Genomic DNA, 18,928 nt, shown 5'->3' with positions numbered 1-18,928 from the left:
CAGAAGTTGAGGCCGAGTCTACTCGCCAGGGCCGGGTTCATACGCCGCCAGCGCCGCTACCGCGGACTCCCGCACGCGGTCGGCGAGTTCGGGCGGGTCCAGCACGCGGACCGCCGAACCGAAACCGAGGACGAACCGGGCCATCCAGTCGGTCGACGCGTAACTCATGGTGGCTTCCCAGCTGCCGTCGGGAATCTCGCGCTGCACCGCCAGCGGGTAGTAGTCGAACATCCACGCCGCGGACTCGTCGATCAGCAGCGTCGCCACCGGGAGTGTCGGGTCCGCGGTCTCCGCGGAGAACAGCGACGTGTCCGGTCCGGCCTGCACCGCGGGTGCCGGCGGCGCGGCGGGTTCGTCCAGCGCGGTGGCGTCGACGACGCGGTCGAAGCGGAACAGCCGCACCCCCTCGGCGGTGCGGCACCACGCCTCGAGGTAGCTGTGGTCACCGATCAGGGCCACCCGGATCGGGTCGACGACGCGCTGCGAGACGGTGTCGTGCGAAGCGGAGTAGTACTCGAGGGACAACGCCCGCTTGTCGCGCACCGCGGCCCGCACCGTCGCCGTCGCCTTGTTCTCGACGTCGCCGGTGACGTCCGGGGCCGGCACCGCCGCGGCCGTCGCGCCGGCGGTCCCGGCAGCGGCCTCGATCTTGGCGATCACGCTGCGCGCCACGTCGGGATCCACCACACCGGGTACGTCGACCAGCGCGCGCAGCGCCATCAGCACACCGGTGGCCTCCGGCGACGTCAGCCGCAGTGCGCGGTCCATGCCCGCGGAAAAGATCACCTCGATGGTGTCGCCCTCGAAGTCGAGGTCGATCAGTTCCCCGGGGCCTCCGCCGGGCAGCCCGCAGACGAACAGCTGCCAGAGGTCGGCTTCCAGCTGCTTGCGTGTCACGCCCAGATCAGCGGCGGCCTTGGTGTGGCTGACCCGCGGATTGGCCTGGAAATACGGGACCATGTTCAACAGCCGCACGAGGCGGGTGGATACGTTGCTCACTTGTGAAGGCTCTCCCCCGCCTGCGCACGCAACCGTCCGATCACGTTGTCCCGCAAAGATTTCGGCTCCAGCGCGACCGCGTCGGCGCCGTAGCCGGCGATCTCCCGGGCCAGCCGGTCGACCATGCCGATGTCGACGACGATCTCGTCGCCGCTGCGCCCGCCGCGCGTGCTGGGTGAGGAGCTGACGGCCTGCCGGCGCAACGCCGTCGCCCGCCCCTCGGCGACCCAGATCCGGGCCTGCTCGCCGGCCGGCCACTCGGAGACCGCACGGTGCACGATGTCCCGCAGGTTGACGCCCTCGGGCCGGGTGACGGCGTGGTCGGGTCCGACGGCGCGCACCTCACCGGCGATGCGCGACACCCGGAAGGTGCGCGCGTCGTTGCGGTCGCGGTCGTGACCGACGACGTACCACCGGCCGCGGTAGGTGACCACGCCCCAGGGCTCGAGGGTGCGGTCGACGTACGGCGAACTCCGATTGGGACGGTGCGCGAACTGCACGGCACGGCCGGAGTCGATGGCCGACAACAGAATTCCCAGGGCCTCCTCGGAACCGCGCAGCCCCTGCGTGGTTCCGGTGGTGATCGCGACGCCCGCGTCGGGCGCGTCGACGTCCACGCCCGCGGCCCGCAGCTTGAGCAGCGCGCTCTGCGTGGCGGTGACCATCTCCTGCGATTCCCACAGCTGGGTGGCGATCGCGACGACGGCGCGCTCGTCGCCCGTCAGCTCGACGGGCGGCAGCTCGTAGGCGGTGCGGTTGATGCGGTAGCCGTCATTGACGTCCATCATCGAGGCGCGCCCGGTCTCCAGTGGGATGCCGAGGTCGCGCAGCTCGTTCTTGTCGCGCTCAAACATCCGGGAGAACGCCTCGTCGGTCGGCGGGTCCTGGTAGCCCGTGACGTTGGCCCGGATCTGCTCTGCGGACAGGTAGCTACGGGTGGACAGGAGCGCAATGACGAGGTTCATCAACCGCTCAACCTTGGACGTCGCCACGTCCAACAGACTAAGTGGTTGCTGTGCGCCACCCGGTTACCGGCGCGCCCGCGGTGACGGACGCGCCCGTCACATGCTGGCGATCAGCCGGTTCACCCGCTCGTCGACCGACCGGAACGGGTCCTTGCAGAGCACCGTGCGTTGCGCCTGGTCGTTGAGCTTCAGGTGCACCCAGTCGACGGTGAAGTCGCGCCCGGCTTCCTGTGCGGCGGTGATGAATTCGCCGCGCAGCTTGGCCCGGGTGGTTTGCGGCGGGGTGTTGACCGCCGCGTCGATCTCCTCGTCGGTGGTGACGCGGGCGGCCAGGCCCTTGCGCTGCAACAGATCGAACACGCCGCGTCCGCGCTTGATGTCGTGGTAGGCCAGGTCCAGCTGCGCGATCTTGGGGTCGGACAGCTCCATGCTGTAGCGATCCTGGTAGCGCTGGAACAACTTCCGCTTGATCACCCAGTCGATCTCGGTGTCGACCTTGGCGAAGTCCTGGCTCTCGACGGCGTCGAGCTGGCGGCCCCACAGGTCGACGACCTGCTCGAGCTGCACGTTGGGCTCGCGGGTCTGCAGGTAATCGACGGCGCGCGAATGGTATTCGCGCTGGATGTCCAGCGCCGAGGCCTGCCGCCCGCCCGCCAGCCGCACGGCGCGCCGGCCGGTCAGGTCATGGCTGACCTCACGGATGGCCCGGATCGGGTTGTCCAGCGAGAAGTCCCGGAACGGCACGCCCGCCTCGATCATCTCCAGCACCAGCGAGGCGCTGCCCACCTTGAGCATGGTGGTGGACTCGCACATGTTGGAGTCGCCGACGATGACGTGCAACCGGCGGTACTTCTCGGCGTCGGCGTGCGGCTCGTCGCGGGTGTTGATGATGGGCCGTGACCTGGTGGTCGCGCTGGAGACACCCTCCCAGATGTGCTCGGCGCGCTGGCTCAGACAGAACGTCGCGGCCTTCGGCGTCTGCAGCACCTTGCCCGCGCCGCAGATCAGCTGGCGGGTGACCAGGAACGGCAACAGCACGTCCGAAATCCGGGAGAACTCCCCGGCCCGCACGATCAGGTAGTTCTCGTGGCAGCCGTAGGAGTTGCCCGCCGAGTCGGTGTTGTTCTTGAACAGGTAGATGTCGCCGCCGATGCCCTCGTCGGCGAGCCGCTGCTCGGCGTCGACCAGCAGATCTTCGAGCACGCGCTCACCCGCGCGATCGTGGGTGACCAGCTGCGCGAGGTTGTCGCATTCGGCGGTCGCGTACTCGGGGTGGCTGCCCACATCGAGGTACAGGCGTGCACCGTTTCGCAAGAAGACGTTGGAACTGCGGCCCCACGACACCACTCGCCGGAACAGATACCGCGCTACCTCGTCAGGGCTGAGCCGGCGGTGACCATGAAAAGTGCAGGTCACGCCAAACTCGGTCTCGATTCCCATGATCCGTCGCTGCACACAATCGAGCTTACGGGTTGGGCATGGGTATTAGGTGGGCAACAGGCCGCGCATCACCGAGAGATACCCGCGGCCTGCCGGGCGGCCCGGACGAAGGCGGTCTGGGTCGAGTCGATTCCGTCGAGGTATCCGCCGACCAGCGCGGCGTCCCGCAGCAGCACGAGCGATGCCGCGACCTGCTCGGCGTCGTCGCAAGCGCCGGCCGCGTCCTGCAGCGCACCGCGAAACCAGTTGCGGTGCCGGGCGATGAGTTGCCGCACCGGACTGTCCGGCGCGGGGTACTCGGCGGCGGCGTTGATGAACGGACAACCGCGGGTGTGGTACCTCGCGATGTCTTCGGCGATGCCGTCGATCACCAGCTCGAGCATGTCGGCATCCGGGCCGGCGGTGGCCGCGGCGTCGCGGAAGTAGCCGCGGATGGTCTCGTCCTCGAGCCCGAGGTACGCCTCGACGAGCCCTTCCTTGCCCTTGAAGTGGCGGTACATGGTGGCGCGCGTGACGCCCGCCGCGGCGAGTATCCGGTCGACGCCGACGGCGTGGATTCCTTCGCGATAGAACAGCTCCGCCGCGACCCGCAGCAGCCGCTCGCGTGGTCGCAGAGCCGCTTCGGCACTGTCCATGACCCCAGCGTACTCGCGAGCTAGAACGTTCTTTCTGATTTCGGGAACACATCCCGCGCGTCGCCGGTTACAGAGGCAGAACGACCGTTCTTTCTACTTTGAGGAGACGCCATGACCATCACCCGGACCGAACAGGCCGACATCGACCGCGCCAACCGCACCGGACGGCAGCCCGTCGTGTTCGTACACGGCCTGTGGCTGCTGCCGAACAGCTGGGACAGCTGGCGGACGTTGTTCGAGGAACAGGGTTTCGTGACCCTCGCCCCCGGTTGGCCCGACGATCCGGCGACAGTGGAGGACGCCCGTCGCGATCCGTCGGTGTTCGCCCGCAAGAGCATCGGTGACATCACGCAGCACTACGTCGACGTCATCGGCGCACTCGACCGCAAGCCGATCGTCATCGGCCACTCGTTCGGCGGATTGATCACCCAGAAGCTGGCGGGCCTCGGCCTGGCCAAGGTCGCGGTCGCGATCGATCCCGCGCCGTTCCGCGGCGTGCTGCCGCTGCCGATCGCGGCCCTGCGCTCGGCGTTCCCCGTCCTCGGCAACCCGCTCAACCGTGACCGCGCGGTCGCCTTGACCCCCAAGCAGTTCCGGTTCGGGTTCGGCAATGCCGTGTCCGAAGAGGAGTCGGCAAAGCTGTACGAGAACTACTCGGTCGCCGGCTCGGGCCTGCCGCTGTTCCAGGCCGCCACCGCCAACTTCCATTCGAGCACCGAGGCCAAGGTCGACACCCGGAATCCGGAACGTGGTCCGCTGCTGATCATCTCGGGCGAGAAGGACCACACCGTGCCGTGGGCCATCGCCAACGCGTCGTACAAGCGGCAGCAGAAGAACCCGAACGTCACCGAGATCGTCGAAATCCCGGGACGCGGCCACTCCCTCGTCATCGACAGTGGGTGGCGCGACGTCGCCGCCACCGCACTGGATTTCGTCCGGCGCTTCTGACACATCCAGAAACGGCTCCGTCCGCCACCCGAGGTGGGTGGCGGACGGAGCCGTGCCGGTTCGGCGGGGATCAGAACGACGTATCCAGGTAGCCGGCGCTCTGGTTGGCCTCGTCATGGTTGGAGAAGTGCTCGCCCAACACGTACGACGAGTGCGGGTCGGTTCCGTTGGGGATCAGCGGATCGGTGTCGGCGCTGGCGATCGGCGCCAGCAGGAGGGCACCGGCAATACCGGCCACGGCCATTGCGGGAGCGATGAACTTGATCGGGTTCTTCATGATCGGTGCGCTTTCTGTCGAAGGGCTCGTCCGCTTTCGGACTGCCTCAATCGTCGGCCCTGACCAGGCAAAAGTCGCTACCGCAGGCATCAATTCCGTATTGCAGCCAGCAGGAAGACGCGGTTGGGTGCCAGCGCTGACGACAACGGCCCGGACGCCGGTGAATCTGTCCACATGATGATCAATCGACGGACGATGCTCGGCGGTGCGGGCGCAGTCGGGGTTGCGGCGATCGCCGGCGCCGGCGCCGACCGCGCGTTCTCAACCCCTCTGCCCCGCAAGGAAACTCAGGAAAACACCATGACCGACAACGCCGCCCGGTTCGGCAACCCGCGCATCCCGGCCGAGCTGAACACGGCACAGCCGCACATGTTCCACCTCGGCGCCCTGGCGCCCACCCAGTTCGAGGGCGGCACGCTGCGCCAAGCCTACGAAGGCAATTGGCCGATACTCACCGGACAGGAAGCCAGCGTGGTGATGGTCACCCTGGAGCCCGGTGGCATCCGGGAACCGCACTGGCACCCCAGCGCCTGGGAGATCAATGTCATCACCAGCGGTGTGGCGACCTGGACCCTGCTCGATCCGATGGGGCACTCCGAGCAGTTCGAGGCCAACGTCGGCGACGTGGTGTTCGCGCCGCAGGGCTCACTGCACTACTTCGAGAACAAGGGCACCCAGAATCTGAGTCTGCTGATCGTGTTCAACGCCAGCACCCAGGAGGGCGAAGACGACATCGGCATCGGAGCGTCCATCAGCAAGCTGCCGCCCGATGTTCTCGGCGCCGTGTTCGGCGTTCCCGCAGACACTTTCACCAAGTTCAAGAAGATCGACCAGTCGCTCACCATCATCAAGCGGCCGGCCCACTGAGCCGGCCTCACGCCAGCGACAGGAACAGCTTCTCCAACTCGGCCTCGGTCATCGGGTCACGGCCCTCCGCGGCGTTGCCGGCCAGGCACTCGCGGAGGCCCGTGGCGACGATCTTGAATCCCGCCCGGTCGAGTGCCTTCGACACCGCCGCGAGCTGCGTGACGATGTCCTTGCATTCGCGGCCCTGCTCGATCATCGAGATGACACCGGCCAGCTGTCCCTGCGCGCGGCGCAACCGGGCCAGAACGGCGGCCATGGCCTCTTCATCGCCGACCATGTCGCACCTGCCTTTCCTTGGTTCACGGTCCGAGCCCGCTATACCCCTCAGGGTATCAGCGGCCGGCCGGGACGGCAGCGCGCTCCCACAGCGCCCGCCACTCGTTCTCTTCGGTCTGCTTGTCGCGGTGGAGCAGTTCGGACGGCTCGGTCAGATGGATCGTCGGGTGCGGCGTCGCAAAGAAGTTGCCCTTGCCCTGCGCCGAGACATGGCCGCCGACGTCGATGTAGCAGTAGCCCTCGCCCGACATCGCCGCACCGTCGCCGACCCGCCCGAGGTAGCGCAGCGCGTTGCGGGCCGCCGCCCTCGCCCCGTTCTTCGCGAAGATCGCCGCCTTGGGCAGCGGTCGCCCCGACTCGGCGGTCACGGCGGCCGCGTCACCGATGGCGAAGATGCCCGGGTACCCGGTGGCCATCTCGGCGTCGACGGTGATCCAACCCGCGCCGTCGATCGTCACGGCCGGCTCGTGGGGCGGGACGAACACCAGGAGATCGAACTCGGTGGCGGTGCCGTCGGCGAAGTGGATCACCTTGTGCTCGGCGTCGATGCGCTCGACGGCATGCTCGCCATGGAAGCCGATGTCGTTGGCGCCCAGCATCTCCACCAGTTCCAGCCCGGCGTACGGCCCTGCCGAGGGCATGGGCTGCTTCTCCGGGGTGTACACCGCGATGTCGGTGGCCTCCCGGTGACCGTTGTCCCGCAACAGGTCCGCGGCCAGCAGCGCACCCTCGTAGGGGGCGACCGGACAGCGGTACGGCAACGAGGTGACCAGGAAGACGAGCCTGCCACCGGAGAACTGCTGCAACGCGGCGTGCGCGGCCGCGGCAGCCTCGGCGCTGTAGTAGTGCACAGCGGACCCGGCATCGACGGAATCACGCAGCCCCGGCACCTTGTCGATGACGTTGCGGGCACCGGTGGCGATGATCAATGCGTCGAACCCGATCTCGTCGCCGTCGGCCAGCGTCACGACGCGAGCCGAATGATCGATGTCGGCAACGGTCCCGGTGACGGTGTTGACGCCGCGCAGGGCGGAGACCGTGGGCTCGATGGGCACGCTGCCCTCCTCGCGCCAACCGCGCAGTACCCAGGGCAGGGTGAAGCCTAGGAAGTGCGAGAAGTCCTCGTCGACGATGGTCAGGTCGAGATCGTCAAGGGCCACTCCGGATTCGGCGAGTTCCTTGATGACCGACAGACCGCCGATACCGGCGCCGAGGATGACGAGCTTCGTGTCTTTCACGTTCCTACCTCCAGAACTTCATGCGGGACGGTCGATCGGATTTGGGGTGCCCGTCGCACCACTGGCCGGCGGGTACCGTGGCCTTGACGGCGTCGACGTGCATCCCACAGCCCGACCAGGTGGTCTTGCCGCATTGCGAACAACGCTTGGCCTGGCACATGATTCACTCCCTCCGGTGGCCGCGCGGATGATCGAGCCGGTGAGCCATGTTGTGCTCCTTGGCGATTCGATCCGATCAGGCTCTCCGCCGCGGCTCGTACCATTCCTTCATAGCATGCCCCCTGGGGTATGCGCCAACGAACTTGTCGGAGATCTCACACTGACAGCCATACCCTAGGGGGTATGGTACGTTTGGCTTGATTCAATACCCCGAGGGGTATCGCATATTGCGCGTCCACGGGCTACAGCCTGCGTCGTGCGCTGTGAGGGGAGACAACGATGCCACCTGTCCTGGCGAGAATCTGGGTGCCTGCGGTGACCGTGGTCGCCGTCGCGCTGGGCGCGACGGCAGTCACGCAACTGCGCGGCGCGTTCGGCTCCGAACCGATCTTCACCGCCACCGGCCGCACTGCCGAGCCACTCGAGCCGACGCATGTCAAGCATGTGGTCTATGAGGTTTTCGGCCCCACCGGCACCGCGGGCAGCGTCAACTACCTCGATGAGAACGCCCAGCCGGTGCAGGCAAGTTTCGCCGCCCTGCCGTGGACCGTGGAGATCACCACGACCGCACCGGCGACGATCGCGAGCATCGTCGCGCAGGGCGACGGCGACCGGCTCGGATGTCGTATCACCGTGGATGGCGAGGCCCGCCAGGAGCAGTCCGCCCTCGGGCGTGATGCCCAGACCTCGTGTCTGGTCAAGAACGCATGAGCGCCAACAACAGTGACCACGACACCCGCCCGGCGTACATGCGATTCATCCGGCGGTTCGCCTGGCCCATCGTCATCGGCTGGCTGCTGCTCACCGTCGCCCTGAATGTCCTTGTGCCACAGATCGAGTCGGTGGCCCGCGAACACGCGGTGACGATGTCGCCGCAGGACGCCCCGGCTTTGATCGCCGCCAAGAAGATCGGTGCGACGTACCGCGAGTCGGATTCCGACAGCATCGCGATGATCGTTCTCGAGGGCGCGGAGAAACTCGGCTCCGAGGCGCACCGCTATTACGACGGCCTGGTGCGGGCGCTGCGATCGGATCCCGCGCACGTGCAACACGTCCAGGACGTCTGGGGCCACCCACTGACCTCGGCGGGCGTGCAGAGCCGTGACGGCAAGGCGGCCTACGTGCAGCTGAATCTCGCCGGCGACCAGGGCAGCACGCTGGGCAATGAATCGGTCGATCGGGTTCGGGAGATCGTCGAGCGGCAGCCGCCTCCCCCGGGCCTGAAGGTGTATGTCACCGGGCCCGCGCCGCTGACCACCGACATGAACGAGGCCGCCGACAAGAGCATGCTCACGATGATGGGCGTTACGGGTGTCGTCATCATCGTGATGCTGGCCGTGGCCTATCGCTCCGCCGCCACCGTGGTGCTCGTGCTGATCATGGTCGGGTTCGAGATGGGTACCGCCAGAGGCCTGATCGCATTGCTCGGAGACCATGGCCTGCTGAGCTTCTCGACGTTCGTGGTCGCCATGCTGTCGTCGCTCGCCATCGCCGCGGGAACCGACTATGCGATCTTTCTCGTGGGCCGCTATCACGAGGCCCGCCAGGCCGGACAGGACCCGGAAGCCGCCTACTACACCATGTTTCGCGGCACCGCCCACATCATCCTGGGTTCCGGACTGACCATCGCCGGCGCGACACTGTGCCTGCACCTGGCGCGGCTGTCGTACTTCAAGGCGCTGGGTATTCCGTCCGCGCTGGGGCTCGTCGTGGTCGTCGCCGGCGCGCTGACCGCGGCGCCGGCCGTCGTGGCGGTCGCCACCCGGCGGGGCCTGCTCGAACCGAAGCGGATGACCAAGACCAAGGGCTGGCGGCGCATCGGCACCGCCACCGTCCGGTGGCCGGCGCCGATCTTCGTGGCGTCCCTGCTGGTCGCCCTCGTCGGGATCATGTTCATGCCCAGCATGAAACTGAGCTTCGACGACCGCTTCTACATCCCCCGCGATCTGCCGTCGAACGCCGGATACGACGCTGCCGAGCGCCATTTCAGCGCCGCCACGATGAATCCCGACATTCTGATGATCGAAACGGACCACGACATGCGCAACAGCGGCGACATGATCGTTCTGGACAAGCTGGCCAAGGACATCTTCAAGCTGCCGGGAATCGCGATGGTGCAGAGCATCACTCGGCCATACGGGGGCCCGACCGAGCACACGTCGATCCCCTTCCAGGTCAGTGCCCAATCGATTCCGATCCAGCAGAACCTTCAGATCATGAAGGACCGGATGGGCGACATCCTGAGGATGAGTGACGATCTCGGCGGTCTGATCGGACCGATGAAGCGGCTGCAGGTCCTGGTCGACCAGATGAGTGGCGCAACACAGCACCTGGCCGCGGACGTGCACCAGATGCACACGACGATGGGCGAACTGCGTGACAATCTCGCGGATTTCGATGATTTCGCCAGGCCGCTGCGCAACTACTTCTACTGGGAACAGCACTGCACCGACATCCCGGTCTGCGCCGCAACCAGATCCGTCTTCGACGCGATCGACAACGTCGACACGTTCAGTTCCGACATGGCCGCGCTGGGCGCCGACATGGACCGCACCGTGGCGCTGCTGCCGCAGATGAAGGCGCAGTTTCCACCGATGATCGCCACGGTGGAGTCCATGCGCGGCACGCTGCTCGCCTTGCACAGCAGCTTCTCCGGGCTGGTCACCCAGATGTCCGCCATGACCGACACCGCCGGGGCCATGGGCCAGGCCTTCGACGCGTCCCGCAGCGGGGACTTCTTCTACCTGCCGCCAGAAGCTTTTGACAACAAGGACTTTCAGCGCGGCCTGGAGCTGTTCCTGTCCCCCGATGGCAAGGCCGCGCGCTTCATCATCACGCACGCCGAAGATCCGGCCACCCCGGACGGCATCGCCGCGGTCCTGCCGACGCTCGAGACCGCGCATCAATCGGTGAAGGGATCGGCCCTCACCGGTGCCAAGTTCTACCTCGCCGGCACCGCCGCGATCTATCGAGACATCCAGTCGGGCTCGCAGTACGACCTGCTGATCGTCGGCACCGCCGCACTGACCCTGATCTTCGTCGTCATGCTGCTCATCACGCGGGCGCTGGTCGCATCGCTGGTCATCGTCGGCACCGTGCTGCTGTCCCTCGGTGCGGCGTTCGGACTCTCGGTGCTGGTGTGGCAGAACCTGTTGGGCCTCGAGTTGAACTGGATCGCACCGGTTTTCGGCCTGATCATCCTGCTGGCGGTCGGCTCCGACTACAACCTGCTGCTGGTCTCCCGGTTCCAGGAGGAAATCGGCGCCGGACTGAAAACCGGCATCATCCGCTCGATGGGCGAGACCGGCAGTGTCGTGACCACAGCCGGCCTGGTGTTCGCCTTCACCATGATGTCGATGGCCGCCAGCGATCTGAGCTCCATCGGTCAGGCCGGCACGACCATCGGACTCGGATTGTTGTTCGACACCTTGATCGTTCGGTCATTGATGACGCCGTCCGTCGCGGCGCTCCTCGGCCGGTGGTTCTGGTGGCCGCTGCGGCCCCGCCGCACGGCGGCGGCAACCGAGCAGCACTCCCCTGCGCCGGTGGGCTGATCAGTCGCCCGGCGTCCGCGCCAGGATCGCCAGCAGCAGTTCGGCGCGGACCCGGGCGATCGCGAGGTCGACGCCGAGCAGCGCCTCGGCGGTCTCGATGCGCTTGCGCATGGTGTGCCGATGCACGCCGACGGCCGCGGCCGCGGATTCCCAGTGGCCGTTGGCTTCCAGGAATGCACGCAGCGAGGTGAGCAATCCCGAACCGAACTCGGCGTCGTGGTCGAGGACCGGAGTCAGTACCGCCGCGCCGAGGGCAACCAGCACGTCGCGACTCTCCCCGAATGCCAGCAGCGCGCTGCCGGCCAGCGCCGAGAATTCGAGCGGAGGCCGGCCGCATTCGGCGACGGAGGCCGCCAACCGGGCGTTGTCGACGGCCTCGGCGAGCTTGGCCAGCGGCTGAATTCCGCTGAGCCCCAGGCGGATGGTCCGGCGCAACGACGCATCGATCCGGGACACCAGGGCAGCGGCGATCTCCTCGGCCTCCGCTCCCGGCAACAGCACCGCGAGCCACGTGTCGGCGCCGTGCACGAATGCGGGTTGACCCGCCTGGTCCAACTGCTCATGGATCGCCGCGCTCACCTTCTTGAGCAGGTTGGCGGTGTCGGCGTCGGCGTTCGTGTCCGAGTCCGCCTGCGCGACCAGCACCCTGATCCGGCCCCGGTGATCGGCGGCCTGCGACAGTTGCGCCCAGGCCGGTTCCAGGTTGGCCTCACCGGTGAGGATGAGGCCGAGCGCCTGCTCGTTGAGCCGCTGCTGCGCCTCCTTCAAGCGCACCGGTTTCTCGAAATCCAAGGCGAGCAACGAGTTTGCGTGGCCCAACAGCACCTGATCGACCGGACTCAATGCCGTTTCACTGACCACGCCGAGCACCCCGTGTGAACGGCCGCCGACGCGGATGGACTGCTGCGCGACGGTGACACCTTCGGCCAGCACCGCGACGGCCGACGCGGCCCCGGGCTCGATGGCATCACGCACCAGGTTGACCGTGGTGACGTTGAGATTGCGCGGGTGGGAAGCGATCACCGTGCCGGACGGATCCAGCACCACCACGCTGGCGCGCAGCGCTCGCCCCAGTTCGGCGGCAACCTCTTGCGGGCCACCACTGACGACAGCCCGGGTGATTCGCGGCTGTGCGCGGGACGCCCGCAGCACCGCGTCGTACTGCAGTGCCGCGATACGCGAGCTGACCCGCTGCACGACGGCCGCGAACGGCGTCCGCAGCGGAATCTCCAGCAGCGGCAGCCCCAACTCCTCCGCGGCGGACACCAGTTCTTCCGGCACCTCGTCGAAGGTCAGCCCGATACCGAATCCCACACCGGCGACGCCACTTTCGTGGAGGCGGCGGAGGTAGTCCCGCCGGTCGGCAGACGCCGGCGGCAGACTGATCCCGGTGGTCAGCACCAGCTCACCACCGGACAGCCATTTGGCCGGGTCGGCCAACTCGGTGGTCAGGACCAGACTGATCTCACCACCGACGCCGACGGCGCCGCCACGCAGCCGGATCCGCAGATCAGCTTGGTCCAGCACCCATCGCACCGGAACAGTCACCGCCTGAATGTACAGAATGTCGAAAAACTCCGCCGAAAATCCCCGGATTGTCCGATGCTGAGGGGTGTGTCCTGGCGCACACTAAGGCCGCCAGACACTTCTGAACTTCACGAGAGAGCGGCGGTACGAGATGCCCGACGGCCTACTGCAGAACTACATCGACGGCCAGTTCGTCGAATCGTCATCGTCGGAGACCATCGACCTGATCAGCCCCGTCGACGGCTCGGTGGTCGGGCAGGCTCCGGTATCGAACCGCGCCGACGTAGACGCCGCAGTGGCCGCCGCCGAGCGGGCCTTCGTCACCTGGGGCCGCACCACACCCAGCGTGCGTCAGCAGGCACTGCTCAAGCTCGCCGACGCGATCGAGGCGCACAGTGACGAGATCGTCGAGGCACAGTGCCGCAACACGGGCCAACTCAAGTCGATGATCGCCGCCGAGGAAGTCGCCGTCAGTGCCGACCAGGTGCGATTCTTCGCAGGCGCCGCACGCATGGTCGAAGGGCTGTCCGCCGGCGAGTACCTGGAGGGCTTCACCTCCTACGTGCGACGCGAGCCGATCGGCGTCGTGGGTCAGGTGACGCCGTGGAACTACCCGTTCATGATGGCGATCTGGAAGATCTGTCCGGCCCTGGCCACCGGCAACACCGTCGTCCTCAAGCCCAGCGACACCACCCCGGAGAGCACCTTGGTGCTGGCCCGCATCAGCAAGGGCATCCTGCCCGACGGCGTGTTCAACGTCGTCCTGGGCACCGGTGCGACGGGCGCCGAGTTGGTCGACCATCCGGCCATCGGACTGGTCTCCATCACGGGCTCGGTCCGCGCCGGCATCGCCGTGGCCTCGGCAGCCGCCCAGCAGCTCAAGCGCAGCCACCTCGAACTCGGTGGCAAGGCGCCCGCGGTGGTGTTCGGTGACGTCGACATCAAGAAGGCCGCAACGGGAATCGCCCAGGCCGCCTTCTTCAACGCCGGGCAGGACTGCACCGCGGCCACCCGCGCGATCGTCCACGAGTCCATCCACGACCAGTTCGTCGACGCCCTGGTCGAGGCCGCGCAGACGCTGCGCCCGGGCCTGCCCGATGACGCCGACGCGTTCTACGGGCCGCTGAACAACGTCAACCACTTCACGGCGGTCAGCCAGAAGATCGCCGCACTGCCGGACCACGCCACCATCGTCACCGGCGGAAAGCAGCTGGGCGACAAGGGCTTCTATTTCGAACCGACCGTGATCACCGGCGTGCGCCAGGACGACCCCATCGTCCAGGACGAGACGTTCGGCCCCATCCTCACCGTGCAGTCGTTCAGCACCGACGAGGAGGCCATCGACTACGCGAACGACGTGCGCTACGCCCTGGCTTCGAGCGTGTGGACCAAGGACCACGCGACTGCGGAAAAGTTCAGCCGCGCACTTGATTTCGGTGCCGTGTGGATCAACTGCCACATCCCGCTCGTGGCCGAGATGCCCCACGGCGGCTTCAAGTACTCCGGCTACGGCAAGGACCTGTCGATCTACGGCGTCGAGGACTACACCCGGATCAAGCACGTCATGAGCGCCCACGACTGATCCGTCTTCTCCCCCTTTTCACCCCACCGACTCGACCCGTGCCGACAGGAGTTGCACCGATGCCCGACACCTTCCACCCCCTCGACCCACTGACCGCAGCCGAATTCACCAAGGTCGCCGAGATTCTCGCGGCGGCACACGGCGTCGGGGACGGCTGGCGGTACACCTCCGTCGAGATGATCGAACCCGCCAAGGCCGAGGTGGCCGCATTCGACGCCACCGGCGCCAAGCCGGACCGGCGTGCGCTGGCGACGCTGCTCGACACCGCGAACAACCGCACCTACAAGAGCGTGGTGTCGCTGACCGACGAATCGGTGCAGTCGTGGGACCACATCCCGGGCGTGCAGCCGAACTTCACCGTCGACGAGTGGGAAGAGGCCGACGAGGTGCTGCGCAAGCACCCGGATGTCATTGCGGCCCTGGCGAAGCGCGGCATCACCGACATGGACCTGGTGTTCATGGACACCTGGACCTACGGCGACGTCGTGATGCCGGAGCAGTACAAGGACCGCCGCCTGGGCTGGACCGACACCTGGGTACGGGCCGCTGACGGCGCGAACCCCTACGCCGGCCCTGTCAACGGATTCCACTGTGTCATCGACATGAACACCATGGAACTGCTGGAGATCGAGGACACCTTCACCGTCGATCGGCCGGACATGATGGGTGAGTATGTGCCGCAGCACATTCCCGAGCGCATCCGCAATGTGGGCACCCGGGAGCCGCTGCAGCCGCTGAACATCACTCAGCCCGAAGGCGTTTCGTTCACCCTCGAGGGCAATCTGCTGAAGTGGCAGAACTGGTCGCTGCGCGTCGGGTTCAACTACCGCGAGGGCATGACGCTGCACGCGGTGAGCTACAACGACAACGGCAACGTGCGGTCGGTGGCCAACCGGATGTCGTTCGCCGAGATGATGGTCCCCTACCGCGACCACTGCACCGACCATTACCGCCGAACGGCTTTCGACATCGGCGAGTGGGGCATCGGCTTCATGACCACCTCGTTGGAGCTGGGCTGTGACTGTCTCGGCGAGATCCGGTACCTGGACGCCGTGCTGCACAACAGCAAGGGCGAGCCCTACACCATCAAGAACGCCATCTGCATCCACGAAGAAGACAACGCCGTGCTGTGGAAGCACGTCGACCACCACCACGGCGCCGAGGTGCGCCGCATGCGCCGGCTCACGGTGTCGTTCCACGTCACCGTCGCCAACTACGAGTACCTCACCTACTGGCGGTTCTACCAGGACGGCAACATCGAATGTGAGGTCCGCGCAACGGGAATCATGGTGGTGAGCAACTTCCCGGAGGGCCAGGCCCACCCGCACGGCACGCTGGTCGACAACCGCACCTATGCGCCGTACCACCAGCACTTCCTCGTCGCCCGGCTCGACCTCGACATCGACGGCACCGAGAACACGGTGTACGCCAGCGAGACCGAGATCGAACCGATGGGACCGGACAATCCCTACGGACTGTCGCTGCGGCAGCGCAACACCCCGCTGCGCACCGAGGCCGAGGGCAAGCAGGACATGAACTTCCAGACCCAGCGGGCATGGAAGGTCGTCAACGACAACGTCCGCAACGGCATCGGAACCCCACCGGCGTACAAGCTGGTGCCCGGTGGCGCCTTCCCCGCCATGTTCGATCCGAACTCCCCGGTTCTGGCACGCTGCCGCGCCATCGAGCACACCGTGTGGGTCACCCCCAACTCTCCCGAAGAGCGTTGGCCCGCGGGTGAATTCGTCACACAGAGTAAGGAAGACACCGGCCTGCCGATGTGGACCGAGGCGAACCGCTCGATCGAGAACACCGACGTGGTGCTGTGGTACGTGTTCGGCATCCACCACATCACCCGGCCGGAAGACTGGCCGATCATGCCGGTCGACACCGTCAACTTCTGGCTCAAGCCCGTCGGCTTCTTCGATCGCAACCCGTCGATCGACGTCGCACCGACGCCGCCGAAGGCCTGCCACATGTCCTCCAACTGTGAAGAAGGCTGAGCCGTGACCACTCCGCGAATCGCCGTCGCGTATCTCGCGACACCCGGCGGTGACGACGCCGTCGCCGTCGGCGAGCAGATCGCCCGCACCCTCGGCGCCGAGATCGACCTGTGCATGGTGCTGCCCAGCGACCGGTCGGCGCTGGCCACCACGCCCGGCGGCATCCTGCAGCGCGAAGCCGAAAGTTGGCTCGCCGCAGCCGCGGCCGGCGTCCCCAGCGACCTCAAGGTGACGACCCACCTGAGCTTCGACGAGTCCAGCACCGCGGGCCTGATCGCCGCGGCAGAAGCCGCCGGGGCCGAGGCCCTCGTGGTCGGCGGCGCGGGCGGCGGTATCGCCGGCTCGTTGTCCCTCGGCTCGGTGGTCAACGACCTGGTCCACGCGTCGCCGATTCCCGTGGTCATCGCGCCGCGCGGCGCCCGTCTGAAGCACAATGACCGGATTCGGGAAGTCACGTGCGCCGTCGGCACCCGGCCGGGCGCCAAGGCGCTCCTGGACAGCGCGCTGCGGCTCTGCCGGGACACCGGGACGCCCCTGCGTCTGGTGTCGCTGGTCGCCGTCGACGACGCCGATGATCTGGAGCTGGCACAGCAGCACGCACAGAAGGCCCTCGACCAAGCGAAAGCATTTCTGCCGGAAGGTATTCCGGTCAGCTCGCGCGTGGCCACCGGCGCCGGCGTCGAGGACGCCGTCAACAAGCTCGGCTGGCATGACGGCGACGTGATCATGGTCGGGTCCAGCCGGCTCGCACAGCCCCGCCGGCTCTTCCTGGGATCAACCGCAGCAAAAATGCTGCGCGTCCTGCAGGTCCCCATGATCGTGGTTCCGAAAGATGAAGGGGCTGATAATGACTGAACAACTGGCCGATTCCGACCTCGCTCGCGTAGAGCGGGAAGAAGGCCTCGTCGCCAAGGGCCTCGCCGCAGGCAGAATCGGCACCTTCACCGGGGCCATCCTCGGTATCTCGACCGTGGCACCGGGCTACACGCTCACCGCCAGCATCGGGCTGATCGTCGCGGCGGTCGGGCTGAAGATGCCCGCCATCCTGATCGCCGGCTTCATCCCCATGTTCCTGACCGCCTACGCATACCGCGAACTGAACTCGCGGGCACCCGACTGCGGCGCGTCATTCACGTGGTCCACCAAGGCTTTCGGCCCGTACGTCGGCTGGATGTGCGGGTGGGGCATGGTGATCGCCACCATCATCGTGCTGTCCAATCTCGCGTCGATCGGCGTCCAGTTCGGCTACGAGTTCCTGGGCAAGGTGCTCCACAACGAGAGTCTCGCCACGCTCTCCGCCGACAACGTCTGGGTCAACATCGGCTCGACCGTCGCGCTGCTGGCCATCGCCACCTACATCTCGTGTCGCGGCATCACGACCAGCGAGAAGGTGCAGTACGTGCTGGTCGGCTTCCAGATGATCGTGCTCATCACGTTCTCGATCGTCGCGATCGTGCGGTCCGGCGGGGCCGAAGGGCACCTGAGCTTCGACATCGATTGGTTCGACCCGTTCACCGGACTCACCATGAGCGCCTTCGTGATCGGGCTCATCGGCTCCATCTTCGCGTTCTGGGGCTGGGACACCTGTCTGACCCTCGGTGAGGAATGCAAGGACCCCACCAAGGTGCCCGGTCGTGCCGGATTGCTCTGCGTCCTGTCGATCCTGCTGACGTACCTCCTGGTCGCCGTCGCCGTGATGATGTATGCCGGGATCGGCGACACCGGCCTCGGGCTGGGCAACAAGGACAACGCGGCCAACGTCTTCGGCGCGCTGGCCTATCCGGTCCTCGGCGAATGGGGCGGGCCGCTGCTCCTGCTGGCGGTGTTCGCCTCGTCGATCGCCAGCCTGCAGACCACCGTGCTGCCGGCCGCCCGCACCATGCTGGCCATGGGCACCTACGGGGCCTTCCCCAAGCGGTTCGCCAGCGTCAGCCCGCGCACCCTGTCACCGGTGTACAGCACCGTCGTCGCCGGCGTGGTGACCGCCGCGTTCTACACCATCGTGACGCTGCTGTCCGAACGCACGCTGCTGGATACCATTGCCGCCCTTGGCATCATGATCTGCTGGTACTACGGCATCACGGCGTTCGCCTGTGTCTGGTTCTTCCGCAAGGAACTGTTCCTCAACGCGCACAACGTCATCTACAAGCTGGTGTTCCCCCTGCTCGGTGGCATCATGCTGCTGTCCGTGTTCGTCAAATCGGTGCTCGTCAGCATGGATCCGACGGCCAGCGGCAGCGGCGCGGAGATCGGCGGCATCGGCCTCGTGTTCTATCTGGGCTTCGGCATCCTGATCTTCGGCGCGGTGCTGATGCTCGTGATGCGCGCGTCCCAGCCGGCGTTCTTCCGCGGTGAGACGCTGACGATGGACACACCCCCGCTGCCCTGAGGCGGCTCGATCTGACGCGCCCCGTCACGCTTCGGCGTGGCGGGGCGCTTCTCTTTTGGCCGGCCAATT

16 protein-coding genes are annotated in these 18,928 nt (G+C 67.0%); 8 read left to right on the top strand and 8 right to left on the bottom strand.

What is annotated here, in order from left to right:
* Positions 1-18: 18 nt before the first annotated feature.
* The 4 genes from ACJH7A_RS23045 to ACJH7A_RS23030 all read right to left on the bottom strand — a co-directional run bounded on the left by ACJH7A_RS23045 (position 19) and on the right by ACJH7A_RS23030 (position 4,039).
* Positions 19-999: a YafY family protein gene (locus ACJH7A_RS23045; RefSeq protein ID WP_212811968.1), complete on the bottom strand. Its 981-nt coding sequence runs from the start codon at positions 997-999 to the stop codon at positions 19-21.
* Entirely contained in the window at positions 996-1,991 is a 996-nt protein-coding gene (locus ACJH7A_RS23040) for a YafY family protein (RefSeq protein ID WP_212811969.1), read from the bottom strand. The genes ACJH7A_RS23045 and ACJH7A_RS23040 overlap by 4 nt, the downstream gene beginning before the upstream one ends.
* Positions 1,992-2,060: 69 nt before the next feature.
* Entirely contained in the window at positions 2,061-3,419 is a 1,359-nt protein-coding gene (pafA, locus tag ACJH7A_RS23035) for a Pup--protein ligase (protein WP_212811970.1), read from the bottom strand.
* A 53-nt stretch (positions 3,420-3,472) separates the two neighbouring features.
* Positions 3,473-4,039 (bottom strand): TetR/AcrR family transcriptional regulator, encoded by a 567-nt coding sequence (locus tag ACJH7A_RS23030; protein ID WP_212811971.1) that lies wholly within the window; start codon positions 4,037-4,039, stop codon positions 3,473-3,475.
* A 111-nt stretch (positions 4,040-4,150) separates the two neighbouring features.
* Here ACJH7A_RS23030 and ACJH7A_RS23025 point away from each other — a divergent pair, with 111 nt between their 5' ends.
* Positions 4,151-4,987, top strand: a complete 837-nt coding sequence (locus tag ACJH7A_RS23025) for an alpha/beta hydrolase (RefSeq protein ID WP_212811972.1) — start codon at positions 4,151-4,153, stop codon at positions 4,985-4,987.
* Between the two features lie 70 nt (positions 4,988-5,057).
* Here ACJH7A_RS23025 and ACJH7A_RS23020 read toward each other — a convergent pair whose 3' ends face one another.
* Positions 5,058-5,264 carry a hypothetical protein gene (locus ACJH7A_RS23020; RefSeq protein ID WP_212811973.1) on the bottom strand — a complete coding sequence of 69 codons (207 nt, stop codon included), beginning with the start codon at positions 5,262-5,264 and terminating at the stop codon, positions 5,058-5,060.
* Between the two features lie 174 nt (positions 5,265-5,438).
* Between ACJH7A_RS23020 and ACJH7A_RS23015 the strand changes: the two genes are divergently transcribed.
* Positions 5,439-6,131: a cupin domain-containing protein gene (locus ACJH7A_RS23015; protein WP_212811974.1), complete on the top strand. Its 693-nt coding sequence runs from the start codon at positions 5,439-5,441 to the stop codon at positions 6,129-6,131.
* A gap of 7 nt (positions 6,132-6,138) precedes the next feature.
* Here the strand turns inward: ACJH7A_RS23015 and ACJH7A_RS23010 are convergent, their stop codons facing one another.
* Complete coding sequence (locus tag ACJH7A_RS23010) at positions 6,139-6,408, bottom strand: metal-sensitive transcriptional regulator (RefSeq protein WP_212811975.1); 270 nt, start codon at positions 6,406-6,408, stop codon at positions 6,139-6,141.
* 55 nt (positions 6,409-6,463) lie between these two features.
* On the bottom strand, positions 6,464-7,645 hold the full coding sequence (locus ACJH7A_RS23005) for an NAD(P)/FAD-dependent oxidoreductase (RefSeq protein WP_212811976.1): 1,182 nt from the start codon (positions 7,643-7,645) through the stop codon (positions 6,464-6,466).
* Positions 7,646-8,083: 438 nt separating this feature from the next.
* Between ACJH7A_RS23005 and ACJH7A_RS23000 the strand changes: the two genes are divergently transcribed.
* Both ACJH7A_RS23000 and ACJH7A_RS22995 read left to right on the top strand, forming a co-directional pair.
* Positions 8,084-8,515, top strand: a complete 432-nt coding sequence (locus ACJH7A_RS23000) for an MmpS family transport accessory protein (protein WP_212811977.1) — start codon at positions 8,084-8,086, stop codon at positions 8,513-8,515.
* Positions 8,512-11,358 (top strand): RND family transporter, encoded by a 2,847-nt coding sequence (locus tag ACJH7A_RS22995; protein WP_406802765.1) that lies wholly within the window; start codon positions 8,512-8,514, stop codon positions 11,356-11,358. Before ACJH7A_RS23000 ends, ACJH7A_RS22995 begins: the two co-directional genes overlap by 4 nt.
* On the opposite strand, the gene ACJH7A_RS22990 is transcribed toward ACJH7A_RS22995, so the two are convergent.
* Complete coding sequence (locus tag ACJH7A_RS22990) at positions 11,359-12,894, bottom strand: PucR family transcriptional regulator (RefSeq protein WP_212814859.1); 1,536 nt, start codon at positions 12,892-12,894, stop codon at positions 11,359-11,361. It lies immediately after the preceding gene.
* Between the two features lie 142 nt (positions 12,895-13,036).
* On the opposite strand from ACJH7A_RS22990, the gene ACJH7A_RS22985 reads away from it, so the two are divergent.
* Genes ACJH7A_RS22985 through ACJH7A_RS22970 form a run of 4 tightly spaced genes read left to right on the top strand, consistent with a single transcriptional unit; the run spans position 13,037 to position 18,859 of the window.
* Entirely contained in the window at positions 13,037-14,467 is a 1,431-nt protein-coding gene (locus ACJH7A_RS22985; RefSeq protein WP_406802764.1) for an aminobutyraldehyde dehydrogenase, read from the top strand.
* A 59-nt stretch (positions 14,468-14,526) separates the two neighbouring features.
* On the top strand, positions 14,527-16,470 hold the full coding sequence (locus ACJH7A_RS22980) for a primary-amine oxidase (RefSeq protein WP_318985924.1): 1,944 nt from the start codon (positions 14,527-14,529) through the stop codon (positions 16,468-16,470).
* 3 nt (positions 16,471-16,473) lie between these two features.
* Positions 16,474-17,325 (top strand): universal stress protein, encoded by an 852-nt coding sequence (locus ACJH7A_RS22975; protein ID WP_406802763.1) that lies wholly within the window; start codon positions 16,474-16,476, stop codon positions 17,323-17,325.
* The gene (locus ACJH7A_RS22970) at positions 17,318-18,859 is read left to right on the top strand and encodes an APC family permease (protein ID WP_318985922.1); all 1,542 of its coding nucleotides are present in this window, start codon (positions 17,318-17,320) and stop codon (positions 18,857-18,859) included. The genes ACJH7A_RS22975 and ACJH7A_RS22970 overlap by 8 nt, the downstream gene beginning before the upstream one ends.
* Positions 18,860-18,928 lie beyond the last annotated feature (69 nt).

Origin of the sequence: Mycobacterium sp. SMC-17, from assembly GCF_045310915.1 — a bacterium.
Taxonomy (GTDB): Bacteria; Actinomycetota; Actinomycetes; order Mycobacteriales; family Mycobacteriaceae; genus Mycobacterium.
Note: the sequence above shows the minus strand (reverse complement) of the source record. Positions and strands in the feature narration are given on the sequence as shown.

What these genes read in the sequence shown, in the direction of transcription:
- ACJH7A_RS23030 (WP_212811971.1), bottom strand. Translation starts at nt 4,039, where the DNA reads ATGGACAGTGCCGAAGCGGCTCTGCGACCACGCGAGCGGCTGCTGCGG.
- ACJH7A_RS22970 (WP_318985922.1), top strand. Translation starts at nt 17,318, where the DNA reads ATGACTGAACAACTGGCCGATTCCGACCTCGCTCGCGTAGAGCGGGAA.
- ACJH7A_RS22980 (WP_318985924.1), top strand. Translation starts at nt 14,527, where the DNA reads ATGCCCGACACCTTCCACCCCCTCGACCCACTGACCGCAGCCGAATTC.
- ACJH7A_RS22985 (WP_406802764.1), top strand. Translation starts at nt 13,037, where the DNA reads ATGCCCGACGGCCTACTGCAGAACTACATCGACGGCCAGTTCGTCGAA.
- ACJH7A_RS23025 (WP_212811972.1), top strand. Translation starts at nt 4,151, where the DNA reads ATGACCATCACCCGGACCGAACAGGCCGACATCGACCGCGCCAACCGC.
- ACJH7A_RS23010 (WP_212811975.1), bottom strand. Translation starts at nt 6,408, where the DNA reads ATGGTCGGCGATGAAGAGGCCATGGCCGCCGTTCTGGCCCGGTTGCGC.
- ACJH7A_RS23000 (WP_212811977.1), top strand. Translation starts at nt 8,084, where the DNA reads ATGCCACCTGTCCTGGCGAGAATCTGGGTGCCTGCGGTGACCGTGGTC.
- ACJH7A_RS22995 (WP_406802765.1), top strand. Translation starts at nt 8,512, where the DNA reads ATGAGCGCCAACAACAGTGACCACGACACCCGCCCGGCGTACATGCGA.
- ACJH7A_RS23015 (WP_212811974.1), top strand. Translation starts at nt 5,439, where the DNA reads ATGATGATCAATCGACGGACGATGCTCGGCGGTGCGGGCGCAGTCGGG.
- ACJH7A_RS23020 (WP_212811973.1), bottom strand. Translation starts at nt 5,264, where the DNA reads ATGAAGAACCCGATCAAGTTCATCGCTCCCGCAATGGCCGTGGCCGGT.